Below are 15,129 nucleotides of genomic sequence, written 5' to 3'. Positions count from 1 at the left end.
GGGGGAAGCCCGCTTCCGCGGGGTGGATCGCGGTCGCCGCGCAGCTGCGCCGAGAACCACTCGGACGGGTAACGGGCCCGAGCTGTCCAGGAACTGTTCGACGACGCGGCGGAGCCGCTGCTCCGGTGCGGGGCTCGTCCCGGACCACCGCGCAGGGGCAGTTCCTGCACGGGGTCTAGGCCCGGCTGCGCGGGTCTTGGAACCGGCCGCGGGCCTCGGCGCGGAAGGCCAGCGGGGTGCGGCCGTCGCGCTTGCGGAAGAACTTGGTGAACTCGCCCGGGCCGGGAAATCCCAGGTGCCGGGCGATCTCGGCGGCCGGGGCGTCGGTGTGCACCAGCAACCGCTTGGCCTCCAGGACGACGCGCGAATCCAGGTAGGCCTTGGCGGTGAGCCCGGTGGCCGCCAGCGCCGCCCGGGTCAGGGTGCGGGTGCTGTAGCCGAGCGCCGCGGCGTAGTCGGCGACGCGGTGGCTGGTGGTGAAGTCGCGCTCCACCGCGGCGCGGAACCGGTCGAAGGGTCCGTCCGGGGGGACCTCCGGGGAGTCCTGCGCCCCGGCGTTGGCCAGCCGCACCAGCAGCACCGAGAGCAGCATCCGCAGCGTGGCGTTGTGCGCTTCCAGGCTCAACGTGCCCAGGTGGCGGTACTCGGCGAGCAGGTGGCGCAGCGCCAGGTCCACCAGCTCGCGATCGGGACCCGTCGGGCGCAGCGGGAGCTCGTCGGGCATGTCGGCGGTGACGAACCCCGGTCGCCAGATCACGATCGTGCCGCGGGTGCGCTCGAGGACCTCGTCGGCGGCGAACTGGTGGACCCGTCCCGGCCGCACCCACAGCCAGCCGCCCGGCGGGATGACGTGGGTGGTGAAGTCCACGGTGTGCCGCAGCGGGCCGCCGCCCGCGTCGAGGTGGATCAGGTGGTGGAAGTCCGGGCGCTGCGGGTCGGCGAGGTCGATCTCCCGGCGGCGGCCGCGCTCGCGCAGCTCGGCGAAGTCGACCACGTCCATGCCGATCGGCGCGCTCAGCCACGGCCGGTAGGCGACCTCGGTGATCTGCTGACCGATTTTCCCCATAGCTTGTCGCAATCGTACCCGCTCACCAGCGCTGCGCGGACCTAGCGTGGATGTGTCGGAACGAAATGACCGAAAAGGACAAGCGTGCGACTCATCGTGGGGATGACCGGCGCCACCGGAGCGCCGATCGCGGTACGGCTACTGGAACAGCTGCGCGAGCTGCCCGAGGTGGAGACCCACCTGGTCCTGAGCCGCTGGGCGCGGGCGACGCTCGAACTGGAGACGGGGCGCTCGGTCGAGCAGGTCGGCGCGCTGGCCGACGTCACCCACAACCCCGAGGACCAGGGCGCGAGCATCTCGTCCGGTTCGTTCCGCACCGACGGCATGGTGATCGTGCCCTGCTCGATGAAGACCCTCGCGGGCATCCGCACCGGCTACGCCGAGGGCCTGGTGGCCCGCGCTGCGGACGTGACGATCAAGGAGCGCCGGCCGCTGGTGCTGGTGCCCCGCGAGACGCCGCTGAGCGAGATCCACCTGGAGAACATGCTCGCGCTGTCGCGGATGGGAGCGCGCATCGTGCCGCCGATGCCCGCCTTCTACAACCACCCGCTGACCATCGACGACTTCGTCGACCACATCACCGCCCGAGTCCTGGACCAGCTGGACCTCCCCGCCCCGGCGGCCCGCCGGTGGGAGGGCATGCGCGAGGCGCGGTTGCGGGGCCGGGCTTCCTGAACGACGAGGAGAGGCACATGGCACACGACGACCTGAGGTCGTTCCTGAGCGCCCTGGAGGAGCAGGGCCAGCTGCTGCGGGTGAGCGAGGAGGTCTCGCCCGAGCCGGACCTGGCGGCCGCGGCGAACGCCGCCGGCCGCATCGGCGAGGGCGCGCCCGCGCTGTGGTTCGACAACGTCACCGGCTTCACCGACGCGCGCATCGCGATGAACGTGCACGGTTCCTGGCGCAACCACGCGCTGGCGCTGGGGCTGCCCAAGGAGACCGCCACCCGCGAGCAGGTCGAGGAGTTCGCCCGGCGCTGGGACGACTTCCCGGTGACCCCGGAGCGCCGGGAGGACGCCCCGTGGCGGGAGAACACCGCCGAGGGCGAGGACGTCGACCTGTTCGACGTGCTGCCGCTGTTCCGGCTCAACGACGGCGACGGCGGGTTCTACTTGGACAAGGCCGCCGTGGTCTCGCGCGACCCGGACGAGCCGGAGAACTTCGACGAGCAGAACCTGGGCATCTACCGCATCCAGGTGATCGGCAAGGACCGCCTCGCGCTGCAACCGGTCCCGATGCACGACATCGCCCAGCACCTGCGCAAGGCCGAGGAGCTCGACGAGGACCTGCCGATCGCGGTCACCTTGGGCAACGACCCGGTGGTGCCGATCGTGGCGGGCATGCCGATGGGCTACGACCAGTCCGAGTACGAGATGGCGGGCGCGCTGCGGCAGGCCCCGATGCCCATCGCGACCGCTCCGCTGACCGGCTTCGACGTCCCGTGGGGCTCGGAGGTCGTGATCGAGGGCTACATCGAGTCGCGCAAGCGCCAGATCGAGGGCCCGTTCGGCGAGTTCACCGGGCACTACTCGGGTGGGCGCCGGATGCCGGTGGTGCGCATCGAGAAGATCTCCTACCGCACCGAGCCGATCTTCGAGTCGCTGTACCTGGGCATGCCCTGGACCGAGTGCGACTACCTGGTCGGGCCGAACACCTGCGTCCCGCTGCTCAAGCAGCTCCGCGCGGAGTTCCCCGAGGTCAAGGCCGTCAACGCGATGTACACCCACGGCCTGCTGGTGATCATCTCGACCGCCAAGCGCTACGGCGGCTTCGCCAAGGCGGTGGGCATGCGCGCGATGACCACGCCGCACGGGCTGGGCTACGTCGGGCAGGTGATCCTGGTCGACGAGGACGTGGACCCCTTCGACCTGCCGCAAGTGATGTGGGCGCAGTCGTCGAAGGTCAACCCGTCCGAGGACGTCGTGGTCATCCCGAACCTGTCGGTGCTGGAGCTGGCTCCTGCCGCCCAACCGGCGGGCGTGACCAGCAAGATGATCGTCGACGCGACCACCCCGGTGAAGCCCGACGTGCGCGGCAACTTCGGCACGCCGACCAAGGACCTGCCCGAAACCGCCGAGTGGACCGAACGCCTGCGCTCGATGCTGGCGAACCGCTGATCCCCCTAGGAGCACCCGTGAGCGAAACCCTCTGCCCGCGCTGCGCGGACCCCGGCGTCCAGCGCATCACCACTTCCCCGGTCCCGGGCGCGTGGGAGGTGCTGCAGTGCCAGCAGTGCCTCTACATGTGGCGCACCACCGAACCCGCCCGCCGCACCACCCGGGAGCACTACCCCGAGCAGTACCGGATGACCCGGGAGGACATCGACGACGCCTCCGAAGTCCCGACGATCCCGCCGCTGCGGTGACCTGCGCGGAGCGCGGTCGGCATCCGGCCGGCGCGTGGCGTGCGGGAGCGCGCAGCTCAGGCCGGCACCGCGGAGGTGAGCTTCCGGAGCTCCGGCCGCACCCCCGCGGCCAGCAGCGTCCGCTGCACGCCCGGTGCGGCGTTGACGACGCGCAACGCGGATCCGCGGTGCGCGGCGTAGGCGTGCGCGGCGGCCAGCAGGTCGGCGCCGGTGGCATCGAGCGCACCGGCGGCGGCGAGGTCCACCACCGTTTCCGGCGGTGCGGCCAGCAGTTGCGGCCAGAGCCGCTGCGCCAGCTCCTCGACGGCGCGTCCGGTGAGGTCACCGTCGACTGCGAGCGCGGACGACGGGGCGATCAGATCGGGGAAGATGGCGTTCCAATGCATGTGGGGTCTTTCGGCCGGGCGCGGCCGTGAGACGCGGCTGCGCCGGTGCGGGGAGGCGTTCCGGGAGCCTTCGGTCGTCGGGACCGGTTGGCTCGACCGGGCGGAGGTTGAGCGGAGCGGGCGCCGTTCGGCGGCCTCGGTGACGGTCCACCTCCGCGCCTCTCGACCGCCCGGTGGGGGGGGGGGAGCTGCGCCGAAGGCGGGCGGAAGTGCCTCCGGGGTCCAGCGGACCTCGGAGGCACCGATCGCGCGGCATCAGGCAGCGCGGACGACCTCGGCCTGCGGGCCCTTGGGGCCCTGGGTGACGTCGTAGGAGACCTGCTGGTTCTCCTCCAGGGTGCGGAAACCCGAGGCGTCGATGGCCGAGTAGTGCACGAACACGTCCGGTCCACCGCCGTCCGGGGCGATGAAGCCGAAGCCCTTTTCCGCGTTGAACCACTTCACGGTTCCGTGAGTCATGAGCGTCTCCATTCGGGAGCTGGGAGGTATTGCGGGACGACCGCACCGCGCGGGCCCCGGGCCGGGGGATCTCAGACGGCGGCTCTACTCCAGCTGCACCAAAGAAACGAGCTCGCCCGCATCTACATCCTGCGAGCATGCGCGAAACACGAACCCAGAAACAACGACCACCCTGAACGCTACACGTCGAGCGCGACCTCGGCCACCCGCCTCCGGGCGCCGCAGCCGCCTACTCGGCGGCGGGCACCTCGGGCACCCGCAGTTCGAGGTGCGACTGCCCGTCGCGGAAGCGCACGGCGCTGCCCAGCACCGGCAGGACGACCTGGTCGCCGAGGTTGACCGAGATCGGCGTGTCACCGGATCCGGCCTCCTGCAGCTGCTGCACCACGGCCGCCAAGACGTCCGCGGTCATCTGGTTCTGGACCGGTTCGGCCATGCCGCACCGCCTTTCCCATCGGGTTGCGCGACGGCGCGCTACCGTCGCTGCACTCGAAACTAACTCCGCTGCGGCCTTTTCGCGGTTCCGCGGAGCACAGGTCCACAATGGTGGATCGGACGCCGCCCGCGCGCCCGCGCAGCCGCGCGAAGCGGTCTCGCGGGCGGTGTTCTAACGTCTAGAGGCGCTCGGTGAGTGTCGGCAACCCCTCGTCCGTCGAGTTCACCGAGCGCCCCTCGCGTCCGGCCGGGGCGAGGAGCAGCGGTGCTCCTCGCCCCGCCGGGGACTTCGCCCGAGCCGTTCGCAGCGGTCGCCGCTCCTGCTGGGCGAGATCGACGCGCTCCCGCTTCGCCGGGCCCGACGATTCATCCCGGTTCGGGCACCTGCTGCCCGGATGTCCGGATCACCCCAGGGTGGCCGCACCCCGAACCGGTTGTCAACGCGTCCCACCGCCGGGGAGCCGAAGATGCCGCCCCGCACGGCCTTCCACCGTTCGGGCCTCACTCCACGGTGACGCTCTTGGCGAGGTTCCGGGGCTTGTCCACGTCGCGGCCGAGCTCGGCGGCGAGGTGGTAGGCGAACAGCTGCAGCGGGACGCTGAGCAGGATCGGGTCGAGCTCGGGCGAGTTGCGCGGCGCTCGGATGGTGATGTCGGCCAGCCCCTGCGGGAGTTCGGCGTTGGTGACCGCCACGACGGGTCCGCCGCGGGCCTTGATCTGCTCCATCGCCGAGATGTTCTTGGCCAGCAGCTCGTCGTCGGGGACCACCACCACGCTGGGCATGCTCTCGTCGATCAGGGCCAGCGGACCGTGCTTGAGCTCGGAGGCCGGGTAGGCCTCGGCGTGCACGTAGGAGATCTCCTTGAGCTTCTGCGCCCCCTCGCGGGCCGTCGGCCAGCACCGGGTGCGGCCGATGAAGAACATGTGGTCGGCGTGCGCGCAGCGCTTGGCGGCCTCGGCGATCTCGGACTCGGAGTCGACGACCTGCTGGATCTGCTCCGGCAGCGCGCGCAGCCCGGCCACGATCCGCTGACCGTCCGCCGTGGACAGATCGCGCACCCGCCCCATCAGCAGCGCCAGCATCCCGAAGGAGACCGCCATGTTGGTGACCGCCTTGGTGGAGGCGACCGCGATCTCGGGACCGGCGTGCAGCAGCACGCCGCGCCCGCACGCGCGCCCGATGGCGCTGCCGACCACGTTGACCGCGCCCACGACCTGGCCGCCCTTGCGGTTGAGCTCCTCGACCGCGGCCAGCGTGTCGGCGGTCTCCCCGGACTGGCTCACGGCGACGTAGAGCGTGTCGGACTCGACCACCGGGTTGCGGTAGCGGAACTCCGAGGCGGGTTCGGAGTCCGCGGGGATGCGGGCCAGCTCCTCGACCAGGTTGGCGCCGAACTCGCCCGCGTAGTAGGCGGATCCGCAGCCGAGGAACTTCACCCGGCGGATCGAGCGCAGCTCGCGCGCGTCCAGCCCGAGGCCGTCGAGCCGGACGGTGGCGAAGCGCTCGTCGAGCCTGCCGCGCAGCGCGCGCGTGACCGAATCGGGCTGCTCGGCGATCTCCTTGCGCATGTAGTCCGGGAAGTCGCCGAGCTGGAAGTCGGAGTCGTCCTGCCCGACGGTGATCGGCTGCTTGCTGGTCGGCTCGGCCTCCAGCGTGGAGGTCTGGTAGTCGTCGGCGCGCACCGTGGCCAGCTCGCCGTCGTCGAGGAACACCGCCCGCTGGGTGTGCCGGACCAGCGCCGCCACGTCGGAGGCGACGAACATCTCCCCGTCGCCGACGCCCAGCACGATCGGGCTCCCCTTGCGGGCGACCACCAGCTCGTCGGGCTTGCGCCCGTCGAGCACCACGATGCCGTAGGCGCCCTCCACCGGGGCCAGCGCGGCGCGCACGGCGTCCTCCAGCGAGTCGGCGCCCGCGGCCACGGCCGAACCGATCAGGTGGGCCAGCACCTCGGTGTCGGTCTCGGAGGCGAACTCGACGCCCTCGCCGACCAGCCGGGCGCGCAGCCGCTCGGCGTTCTCGATGATCCCGTTGTGCACCACCGAGACCCGGCCGGCGGCGTCGAGGTGCGGGTGGGCGTTGGCGTCGGTGGGCTCGCCGTGGGTGGCCCAGCGGGTGTGCGCGATGCCGGTACCGCCCTTGGTGCCGGCGCCGACCGCCTCGCGCAGGTCGGCGACCCGGCCGGCCACCTTGACCACCTTCGGCCTGCCCCGGTGCGCCACCGCGAGCCCCGCCGAGTCGTAGCCGCGGTACTCCAGCCGCCGCAGGCCTTCGATCAGGATCGGGTTGGCCTCGCGGCGGCCGATGTATCCGACGATTCCGCACATGTCGCGCGCTCCTTAGTCGCTCCGGGTCAGCCGTAGACGATCCGCCGCAGCTGCCGCTCGCTGAGCTCCGCGGCGGCCACCGGCCGTTCGCGGAGCTCTCCGGCGATGGTCGGCCAGATGTCGTCGTTGCGCCGCTCGCGCCGCTTGAGCTCCTGGTGCCTGCGGCGCACGTAGTCCTCGACGGTCTCGGCGAAGTAGGCCATCACGTCGGTGACGACGCGCTCCGCGATCGGCTCCGGCAGTCCCGTGGTGGCGGCGACGTGCCGGACCAGCTCGGGGGGCGTCTGGCGGCTCACGACCGACCAGCTTGCGTGCGCTTCGCCCGTTCGGCAACTTTCCTGCCCGATATCGGGCAGGATCCGGTGCGGATCACTCCGGAAGACCCGGGCCCTGGCAGCGCACGTCCCGCTCGGGCAGCCCGCCTTCGACGAGGTAGTCGGCGGCCGCGTCGTCGACGCAGCGGACTCGCTGGCTGGCGAACAGACCGTGCGAGTAGGACTCGCGGGCGGAGACCATCCGCGAGCCGGGCAGCTCGGCCTGCATCCGCTTCGCCCCGGTCAGCGGCGTGGTGGGGTCCTGCTCGGCCTGGGTGAGCAGCACCGGCGGCATCGCCGGGTGACCGAAGCGGGCCGGTTCGGCGGGGGCGGGCCAGAACGCGCAGGTCGTGGCCTCCAGGCCGGTCAGGATCGGGTGCGCATCGGCGCGGCGCAGCGCCCGGACGTCGTCGATCACCTCGGCGCGGCTCGGTCGGGTGCTGTCCGCGCACTTCACGGTCCGCAGGGCGGCCTCGTAGTTGCGCGACTCGGGGTCGGGCTCGGGCAGCTCAGGCGTCAGGCCGGAGGCGTCCCCGGTGCGCACGTAGGCGCTCAGGGCCTCGGCGAAGGGCCGCCACCGCTCGGTGCGCGAGAGCGTCTTGTAGACCAGGCCGTCGAACTCGGCCGCGCCGAACGCGCCGCGGGCGGGCGTCTCGGCGAGGCGCGCGCGGGCGCGGGCGTAGGCCCGCCGGACCTGCCCGGCCGTGCTGCCCAGGCCCAGCTCGGGCCGCGCGGCGATCCAGTCGAGCAGGACCTCGCGCTGCCGCAGCACCGCGCGGGCCTGCTGCACGTCGAAGTCGTGCCAGCGGTCCGGGCTCACCACGCTGTCCAGCACCATCCGACCGACGCGCTGCGGGAACTCGTGGGCGTAGGCGGCGCCGAGGTAGCTGCCGTAGGACACGCCGAGGAAGTTCAGCCTCGGCTGGCCGAGGGCGGCGCGGATCCGGTCGACGTCGCGGGCGGTGTTCGCGGTGTTGAACGCCGCGGCGTTCGGGTTGCGCCGCAGGCAGTCCTGGGCCATCCCGGCCAATCGGTCCAGGTGCGCGCGCTCCTGCCGCGCACCGGCGGGGACCGGCTCGGGCGCCGGGTGGTCGAACAGGCCGCCGAGCTCGCCGCAGTCCAGCGGCGCGCTGCGGCCGACACCGCGCGGGTCGAAGCCGATGACGTCGTAGGCGCGGCGCACCCGCTCCGGCAGCTTCTCGCCCTTGCGCACCGCGTACTCCAGCCCGGAACCACCAGGGCCACCCGGGTTCACCAGCAGGGCACCCCGGTACTCCTCCGGAGTGCCGGACGCACGAACGCGCGACACCGCGATCCCGAGCTCCGCATCGCCCGGGCCCGCCGGGGCGAGCGGGACCGAAACCTCGGCGCACTCGGCGCCCTCGAACGGGCACGGGCCGAACACCAGCGGATCCGCAGCCGCCGGAGCCGCGCTCAGCAGCGGCGCGACGAGCACCGGGACGAGCACCGCGGGCAGTTCCTTGATCACGTCGAGTCACATCCATTTTCACCAGATGGAAGGTTGATCACCCAGTTGAAAACGATTATCATCACCGACCGTTGCACCGCAATCGTCGTGATGGGAGTCGGAGTGGGGCACCTTCTGTTGGTGGAGAGCTGGGTCGGCGCGATGAGCACCCTGCTGCCCAGAGGAATCCGCGAGGGCGGCCACCGGTTCAGCTTCGTCACCCGCGATCTGCAGCACTACCTGCGCTCAGCTCCGGTGCCGGGCCCGCACCCGCTGCTCGGCGCGGACAACGTGCTCACCGCCGAGACCAACGACCCCGACGAGCTGCTGCCGCACCTGGAGCGGCTGCACCGGGTGCTCGACTTCGACGGGGTCGCGACCTCCTGCGACTACTACCTCGCGACCGCGGCGCGGCTGGCCGAGCGGCTGGGGCTGCCCGGCCCGCCGCCGGAGGCGGTCGAGGCCGCCTGCGCCAAGGACCGCACCCGCCACGCGCTGCGCGAGGCCGGCGTGCCCGGCCCCGCGTTCGCGCTCGCCGAGACGCAGCGCGGGCTGGAGGAAGGGGCCGCGGCGCTCGGCTACCCGCTGGTGGTCAAGCCGGTGGACCTGTGCGCGGGCATGTTCGTTCGCCGGGTCGCCGATGTCGACGAGCTCCGCGAGGCGCACGCGGAGCTCCGGGGATTTCCGGTCAACGCTCGCGGACAGCAGCGCAGTCCCGTGGTGCTGCTGGAGGAGCTGTTGACCGGCGCCGAGGTGAGCGTGGAGACGGTCACCTTCGGCGGGCGGACCGCGGTCGTCGGCGTCACCGACAAGAGCGTCGCCGGCGCACCGCGGTTCGTCGAGACCGGCCACATGTTCCCGGCCGCTCTCGACGTCGGCACCGAGCGCGCGGTCACCGACACCGCGGTCGCCGCCGTCGAAGCGCTGGGACTGGACGACACCGTCTGCCACACCGAGATCAAGCTGACCGAGGACGGTCCGAAGCTCGTCGAGGTCAACCCGCGCCCGGCGGGCAACCAGATCACCGAGCTGATCCGGCGGGTCACCGGCATCGACCTGGCCGCGGCGCACGCGCAGGTCGCGCTGGGCGAGAAGCCCGAGCTGGACCCGGTCGACACCGGGGCGGCCAGCGCGGCGATCTCGTTCCTGCTGCCTGCCCGGCCCGGCCGGATCTCCGAGATCCGCGGCACCGGGGCGCTGCAGGACCCCGCGGTGGTCGACCACCGGCTCAAACCCGCAGGGCACCAGGCGGGCGCTGCGACCAGCAACAACAACTACCTGGGCCACGTGATGGTCACCAGCGACCGACCGGGGGCGGCGCGCGCCCGCGCCGAGTCGCTGATCGCCGAGCTCGACGTGCGCTACGCGGAGGACGCCGGGTGAGCGCTCCGCGATCGATCGAGGAACTGATCGAACAGGTCCGCGGCGGACAGCACGGCGCGAGCATCGCCGAGGCCTCGGCGAGCGTGGGTTTCCTGACCCAGCAAGGGGTTCGGCACGCCTCGCGACGCAGCTCCTACCGCAACCACGTGCTGAGCCTGCGCGTCGAGGAAGCGGTGGGCTCCTGCGCGGTGGAGCCCGGCGAGCTCGACGAGGACGCCGTGCTCGACTGCGTCGGCACGCCCGTGCGCGAGCTGCTGGGGCACCCGCTGCGCGCGGTCCGGGTGGCCGCGCTGGACGCCTACCTGCAGTCGGTGCGCCCGCACCACCGCGACGCCGAGGAGGTGACCGTCGGGCGCGGCACGTCGCTGCAGAAGTCCTTGCACCGCGCGAAGCTCGTGGTCGACCTGCTGCCCGCGGCGCGCCGGGTGCTGGTGATCGGCGTGGTCAACTCGCTGCTGCACCACCTGCGCGAGCGCGGCACCGGCTACCTCGCCTGCGACTACAAGGGCGGCGAGACCGAGTGGGGCGAGCCGGTGCGCACCGATGCGCTCGCCGCGCTCGACGACTGCGACGCCGTGCTGGCCTCCGGGATGGTGCTGGGGAACGGCACCTTCCAGCCGCTGCTGGAGCACGCGCGCTCGACCGGCAAGCCGCTGGTGCTGTTCGCGCAGACCGGCAGCGGGATCCTGCCGCGCTTCCTGGGAGCCGGGGTCAGCGCGGTGTCCGCCGAGCCCTACCCGTTCTTCTGGCTCGACGGCGGCCCGAGCCCGCTCTACCGCTACCCCGGGGAGGTGCCCGAGTGAACCCGGACCTGCTGGACCTGGTGCGCGACACCCCGCTGACCAAGGTCTCGGCACCGCTCCCCCAGCCGCATCCCGGGTTCTGGGCCAAGCTGGAGTGCCTCAGCGCCGGCGGGATGAAGGCGCGCGCGGCGCTGTCGATGCTGCGCGGCGCGCGCTTCCGCGGCGAGCTGCGCCCGGGCGCTCCGGTGGTGGAGTCGACCAGCGGAACCCTCGGCGTGGGGCTGGCCTTCGCCGGAAGCGCGCTGGGGCATCCGATCGTGCTCGTCGTCGACGACGAGCTGGAGCCGGGGATGCGCGCGCTGCTGCGCGCGCACGGCGCGCGGCTGGAGGTCGTCGACCGCCCGCACCCGGAGGGCGGCTGGCAGCAGGCGCGGCTGAACCGGGTGCACGAGGTCTGCCGGTCGTTGCCCGGGGCCTACTGGCCCGACCAGTACAACAACCCGGACAACCCGGCCGGTTACGCGGAGATGGGCGCGGAGATCTGCCGCCAGCTCGACCGGGTGGACGTGCTGGTGTGCAGCGTGGGTTCCGGCGGGCACAGCGCCGGGGCGATCCGCGCCGTCCGGAAGAGGTGGCCGCACGCGCGGCTCATCGGCGTGGACACCGTCGGGTCGACGATCTTCGGCCAGCCCGCGCGCCCGCGCGTGATGCGCGGGCTGGGCAGCAGCATCCACCCGCGCAACGTGGCCTACCCGCAGTTCGACGAGGTGCACTGGGTCGGCCCCGGCGAGGCCGTGTCGGCGTGCCGAACGCTGGCGCGCGACTCGTTCGTCACCGGCGGCTGGAGCACCGGAGCGGTCGCTCTGGTGGCCGCGTGGGCCGCGCGGATCGAACCGGGGGCCAACGTGGTGACCGTCTTCCCCGACGGCCCGCACCGCTACCTGGGCACCGTCTTCGACGACGACTACTGCCGCGAGCGCGGCCTGCTGGACGCCCCGGTCGCGACGCGGCCGGTCGAGGTCGCCCACCCGGAGGTGGAGGCGACCGGCTGGACCCGCTGCAGCGCCGTGGTCGACCCGCTGGTGGACGTGGAGGTTCCGGCGTGAAGCTGAGTTGGGAGGCGAGCGGCCTCGCGCTGCGCGAGCCGCTGCGGATCTCGCGGTCGGTGATGGCCGAGCGCGAGGCGGTGACCATCACCGCCGAGCACGCCGGCGTCGCCGGACGCGGCGAGGTCGTCACCAGCGCGTACTACGAGCTGGACGTGCCGCGCATCGAAGCGGAGCTGGAAGCCGCGCGACGGGATCTCGACGGCGTGGCACCGAGCCGCGCGCTGGTGGCCGCGCTCCCGGCGGAATCGCCCGGGGTGCGCGCCGGACTGGACGCGGCGTTGCACGACCTGGTCGCCGAGCTGCGCGGGGTGCCGGTGCACGAGCTGGTCGGCGTCGCGCCGCGCGAACCGGTGCCCACGGCTCGCACGATCGGGATCACCCCGGCCGCGGACGCTGCGGCCGCGGCCGCCGACCTCGCCGGCCGCGGATTCCGGGTGCTGAAGATCAAGCTCGGCCGCGCCGCCGACGAGCTCGCGCGGGTCGCCGCGATCCGCGCCGCGGTCCCGGACGCGCGGCTGCTGCTGGACCCCAACGGCGCGTGGATTCCCGAGGAGGCGAGCCGAATGCTGCGCGCGGCAGCGGAGTTCGACGTCGAGGCGGTGGAACAACCCATCGCGCCGGGAACTCCGGACCTGCTGGCCGAGGTCGCCGAGGCCTCGCCGATCCCGGTGATCGCCGACGAGGACGCCCGCAGCGCGGCCGACGTGCGCCTGCTGGGGCCGCGCGTGCACGGGGTCAACGTGAAGCTGCCCGAGTGCGGCGGTATCCGCGCGGCGCGCGAGATCATCGACACCGCTCGGGGTTTCGGCGTCGAGGTGATGTTGGGCTGCCAGGTGGCCAGCTCGCTGGGCATCGCTCCGGCCGTGCACCTCAGCGGCCTGGCCCGCTGGGTCGACCTCGACGGGCACCTGCTGCTGGCGCGCGACCCGTGGACCGGGCTGGGCGGCGAGGACGGCTTGCTGCGCATCGCCGGGAGCACCGGCTTAGGGGTGCGCCCGTCGTGAGCACCTGGCGGCTCATCCGCAGCTATCCGCCCGCCGTGCAGGTGCTGCTGGTCAACCAGCTCGGCGTCAACACCGGGTTCTACCTGCTGATCCCCTACCTGGCCGGTTACCTCGGCAACGACCTGGGCATGTCGGCGGCGGTGATCGGGGTGCTGCTGGGCGCGCGCAACCTCAGCCAGCAGGGCCTGTTCCTGCTCGGCGGGTCGGCCTCGGACCGGCTCGGCGCGCGGGGCGTGATCATCGCGGGCTGCGCGCTGCGCTCGGTGGGCTTCGGGCTGTTCGCCCTCGGCACCGCGCTGCCGGTGCTGCTGGCGGCCTCGGTGCTCTCCGGCCTGGCCGGGGCGCTGTTCAACCCGGCGGTGCGCTCCTACCTCTCGCTGGAAGCCGGGGACCGGCGAGCCGAGATGTTCTCGCTGTTCAACGTCTTCGCCAACACCGGCATGCTGCTCGGCCCGCTGCTGGGCAGCGCGCTGCTGCTGGTCGACTTCCGGATGGCGGCGGTGACCGCGGCGGTGATCTTCGCGCTGCTGACCGCCGCGCAAGTGGTGGTGCTGCCCGCGCGACGCGTGCCGCGACCGGAGAGCTCGGTGCTCGCGGACTGGCGCGGGGTGCTCGCCGACCGCCGGTTCCTGGCCTTCACCGGCGCGCTGACCGGGTTGTTCGCGCTGCAGAACCAGCTCTACCTGGTGCTGCCGATGCACGCCGAGCACTTCACCGGCACCGCGGTCTCGGTTTCGGTGATCTTCCTGGTCAGCACCGCTTCCAGCCTGCTGCTGCAGGTCCGCATCACCCGCTGGTGCAGCACCCGCTGGAGCCGCGGGCGTTCGATCACGACCGGGTTGGCGGTGATGGGCGGCGGGTTCGCCGTCACCGCCGTCGCCGCCGCGCTGATGCCGGGCTCCCCGGCGACCGACCCCGTGGAGATCGCCCTGCGGCTGGCCCCGGTGCTGGTGACCGCGCTCGCGCTGTCCGTGGGGGTGATGCTGGCCCAGCCGTTCGTCTACGAGCTCATCCCGTCCTTCGGCCCCGAGCAGCTGTCCGGGACCTACTTCGGGGTGTTCTACCTGGTTTCCGGGCTCACCGCCGCCGGGGGCAACGCGCTGATCGGCCTGGCCACCGATCTCGCCCCGCCCGGCAGACCCTGGCTGCCCTCGGCGCTGTGCGTGGCCATCGGCCTGACCTCCGCGCTGGCGGTGCTCGCGGTGCACCGGCGCACCGGCATCGACCCGCGCCCGCACGACGACGAGGAGATCGCGTGGCACACGCCAACTTCCTGACCGACAACCCGGACATCTACGAGGCCTGGTTCCCCGACCCCGAGCACCTGGCCGCCCGCTTCGTCGACGACCTGCTGCACCGCTTCGGCGGTGGGGGCGACCTGCTCGACATCGGCTGCGGCACCGGTCGCGACGCGCGGTTCTGGACCGCGCGCGGCTACCGGGTCACCGGGCTGGACAGCTCGCCGGAGATGGTCGCGCACGCCGCGCGGCACTGCCCGGCGGCGGAGTTCGCCGTGGCCGACATGCGGGATTTCGCGCTGGGCAACGCCTTCGACGCGATCACCTGCCTGGACAGCGCGCTGCTGTACTGCCACCGCAACGCCGAGCTGGACGCGTTCCTGTCCCGCTGCCGCGACCACCTGCGGCCCGGCGGGCTGCTCGTCGCCGAGGCCCGCAACGGTGCGTTCTTCCTGGGCAACACCGAGCTGCTCGACGAGGTCCGGGACCGCACGCTGCACCACGGCGGGGTGGACTACCGCTCGATCACCCGGCTGTGGATCGACCACGCCGAGCAGCTGCTGCGCCGGGAGCGCCGCTGGAGCTGGCCCGGTGCCGAGGAGCTGGTGCAGCGCTCGGCCTGGCGGCTGCTGTTCCCGCAGGAGCTGCGCTACTTCGCCGAACGGCACGGGTTCGAGGTCCTGGCGCTGTTCGACGAACCCGGCCCGCGCACCGACGCCCCCTGGCACGCCGATGCCGCCCTCTCCGAGCGGATGTCCGGCGACCGCCTGCACCTGGTCGCTCGTCGCACCGGCTGAACGAAGCGAAAGCCCCGACCCGACAGGAGAACTG

16 protein-coding genes are annotated in these 15,129 nt (G+C 72.9%); 9 read left to right on the top strand and 7 right to left on the bottom strand.

Annotated features, from left to right (window positions below; genetic code table 11):
• Positions 1 to 175: 175 nt before the first annotated feature.
• Positions 176 to 1,066: a helix-turn-helix domain-containing protein gene (locus ACFQRI_RS19835; RefSeq protein WP_380670792.1), complete on the bottom strand. Its 891-nt coding sequence runs from the start codon at positions 1,064 to 1,066 to the stop codon at positions 176 to 178.
• Between the two features lie 84 nt (positions 1,067 to 1,150).
• On the opposite strand from ACFQRI_RS19835, the gene ACFQRI_RS19830 reads away from it, so the two are divergent.
• From ACFQRI_RS19830 to ACFQRI_RS19820, 3 genes are read left to right on the top strand one after another with little or no spacing between them, the layout of a single operon-like run.
• Positions 1,151 to 1,741 (top strand): non-oxidative hydroxyarylic acid decarboxylases subunit B, encoded by a 591-nt coding sequence (locus tag ACFQRI_RS19830; protein WP_380670790.1) that lies wholly within the window; start codon positions 1,151 to 1,153, stop codon positions 1,739 to 1,741.
• 17 nt (positions 1,742 to 1,758) lie between these two features.
• Positions 1,759 to 3,183, top strand: a complete 1,425-nt coding sequence (locus ACFQRI_RS19825) for a non-oxidative hydroxyarylic acid decarboxylases subunit C (RefSeq protein WP_380670788.1) — start codon at positions 1,759 to 1,761, stop codon at positions 3,181 to 3,183.
• A 17-nt stretch (positions 3,184 to 3,200) separates the two neighbouring features.
• Positions 3,201 to 3,431: a non-oxidative hydroxyarylic acid decarboxylases subunit D gene (locus ACFQRI_RS19820; protein WP_380670786.1), complete on the top strand. Its 231-nt coding sequence runs from the start codon at positions 3,201 to 3,203 to the stop codon at positions 3,429 to 3,431.
• Positions 3,432 to 3,487: 56 nt separating this feature from the next.
• Here ACFQRI_RS19820 and ACFQRI_RS19815 read toward each other — a convergent pair whose 3' ends face one another.
• The 6 genes from ACFQRI_RS19815 to ACFQRI_RS19790 form a co-directional block, all read right to left on the bottom strand.
• Positions 3,488 to 3,817 (bottom strand): STAS domain-containing protein, encoded by a 330-nt coding sequence (locus tag ACFQRI_RS19815; protein ID WP_380670784.1) that lies wholly within the window; start codon positions 3,815 to 3,817, stop codon positions 3,488 to 3,490.
• 255 nt (positions 3,818 to 4,072) lie between these two features.
• Positions 4,073 to 4,276, bottom strand: coding sequence for a cold-shock protein (locus ACFQRI_RS19810; protein WP_380670782.1), 204 nt, complete (start codon positions 4,274 to 4,276; stop codon positions 4,073 to 4,075).
• A 229-nt stretch (positions 4,277 to 4,505) separates the two neighbouring features.
• Entirely contained in the window at positions 4,506 to 4,712 is a 207-nt protein-coding gene (locus ACFQRI_RS19805) for a hypothetical protein (protein WP_380670780.1), read from the bottom strand.
• A gap of 500 nt (positions 4,713 to 5,212) precedes the next feature.
• A complete protein-coding gene (glmS, locus tag ACFQRI_RS19800) occupies positions 5,213 to 7,039 on the bottom strand; it encodes a glutamine--fructose-6-phosphate transaminase (isomerizing) (RefSeq protein ID WP_380670778.1) in 1,827 nt (608 codons plus the stop codon).
• A 26-nt stretch (positions 7,040 to 7,065) separates the two neighbouring features.
• Positions 7,066 to 7,335: a hypothetical protein gene (locus ACFQRI_RS19795; protein ID WP_380670776.1), complete on the bottom strand. Its 270-nt coding sequence runs from the start codon at positions 7,333 to 7,335 to the stop codon at positions 7,066 to 7,068.
• A 73-nt stretch (positions 7,336 to 7,408) separates the two neighbouring features.
• A complete protein-coding gene (locus tag ACFQRI_RS19790; protein ID WP_380670774.1) occupies positions 7,409 to 8,842 on the bottom strand; it encodes an alpha/beta hydrolase in 1,434 nt (477 codons plus the stop codon).
• Positions 8,843 to 8,962: 120 nt separating this feature from the next.
• Between ACFQRI_RS19790 and ACFQRI_RS19785 the strand changes: the two genes are divergently transcribed.
• The 6 genes from ACFQRI_RS19785 to ACFQRI_RS19760 are packed head-to-tail and all read left to right on the top strand — an operon-like array spanning position 8,963 to position 15,095.
• The gene (locus ACFQRI_RS19785) at positions 8,963 to 10,204 is read left to right on the top strand and encodes an ATP-grasp domain-containing protein (RefSeq protein WP_380670772.1); all 1,242 of its coding nucleotides are present in this window, start codon (positions 8,963 to 8,965) and stop codon (positions 10,202 to 10,204) included.
• Positions 10,201 to 11,007 carry a Rossmann-like domain-containing protein gene (locus ACFQRI_RS19780; RefSeq protein ID WP_380670770.1) on the top strand — a complete coding sequence of 269 codons (807 nt, stop codon included), beginning with the start codon at positions 10,201 to 10,203 and terminating at the stop codon, positions 11,005 to 11,007. The genes ACFQRI_RS19785 and ACFQRI_RS19780 overlap by 4 nt, the downstream gene beginning before the upstream one ends.
• A complete protein-coding gene (locus ACFQRI_RS19775) occupies positions 11,004 to 12,053 on the top strand; it encodes a PLP-dependent cysteine synthase family protein (protein ID WP_380670768.1) in 1,050 nt (349 codons plus the stop codon). Before ACFQRI_RS19780 ends, ACFQRI_RS19775 begins: the two co-directional genes overlap by 4 nt.
• Positions 12,050 to 13,060 (top strand): enolase C-terminal domain-like protein, encoded by a 1,011-nt coding sequence (locus tag ACFQRI_RS19770; RefSeq protein ID WP_380670766.1) that lies wholly within the window; start codon positions 12,050 to 12,052, stop codon positions 13,058 to 13,060. Before ACFQRI_RS19775 ends, ACFQRI_RS19770 begins: the two co-directional genes overlap by 4 nt.
• Positions 13,057 to 14,337 (top strand): MFS transporter, encoded by a 1,281-nt coding sequence (locus ACFQRI_RS19765; RefSeq protein ID WP_380670764.1) that lies wholly within the window; start codon positions 13,057 to 13,059, stop codon positions 14,335 to 14,337. The genes ACFQRI_RS19770 and ACFQRI_RS19765 overlap by 4 nt, the downstream gene beginning before the upstream one ends.
• Complete coding sequence (locus ACFQRI_RS19760; RefSeq protein WP_380670762.1) at positions 14,316 to 15,095, top strand: class I SAM-dependent methyltransferase; 780 nt, start codon at positions 14,316 to 14,318, stop codon at positions 15,093 to 15,095. The genes ACFQRI_RS19765 and ACFQRI_RS19760 overlap by 22 nt, the downstream gene beginning before the upstream one ends.
• Positions 15,096 to 15,129 lie beyond the last annotated feature (34 nt).

The organism is Saccharopolyspora griseoalba (genome assembly GCF_042665275.1).
GTDB lineage: Bacteria > Actinomycetota > Actinomycetes > Mycobacteriales > Pseudonocardiaceae > Saccharopolyspora > Saccharopolyspora griseoalba.
Note: the sequence above shows the minus strand (reverse complement) of the source record. Positions and strands in the feature narration are given on the sequence as shown.

Coding starts and splice junctions, on each gene's coding strand:
- ACFQRI_RS19815 (WP_380670784.1), bottom strand. CDS start 3,817: ATGCATTGGAACGCCATCTTCCCCGATCTGATCGCCCCGTCGTCCGCG.
- ACFQRI_RS19810 (WP_380670782.1), bottom strand. CDS start 4,276: ATGACTCACGGAACCGTGAAGTGGTTCAACGCGGAAAAGGGCTTCGGC.
- ACFQRI_RS19805 (WP_380670780.1), bottom strand. CDS start 4,712: ATGGCCGAACCGGTCCAGAACCAGATGACCGCGGACGTCTTGGCGGCC.
- ACFQRI_RS19825 (WP_380670788.1), top strand. CDS start 1,759: ATGGCACACGACGACCTGAGGTCGTTCCTGAGCGCCCTGGAGGAGCAG.
- ACFQRI_RS19835 (WP_380670792.1), bottom strand. CDS start 1,066: ATGGGGAAAATCGGTCAGCAGATCACCGAGGTCGCCTACCGGCCGTGG.
- glmS (WP_380670778.1), bottom strand. CDS start 7,039: ATGTGCGGAATCGTCGGATACATCGGCCGCCGCGAGGCCAACCCGATC.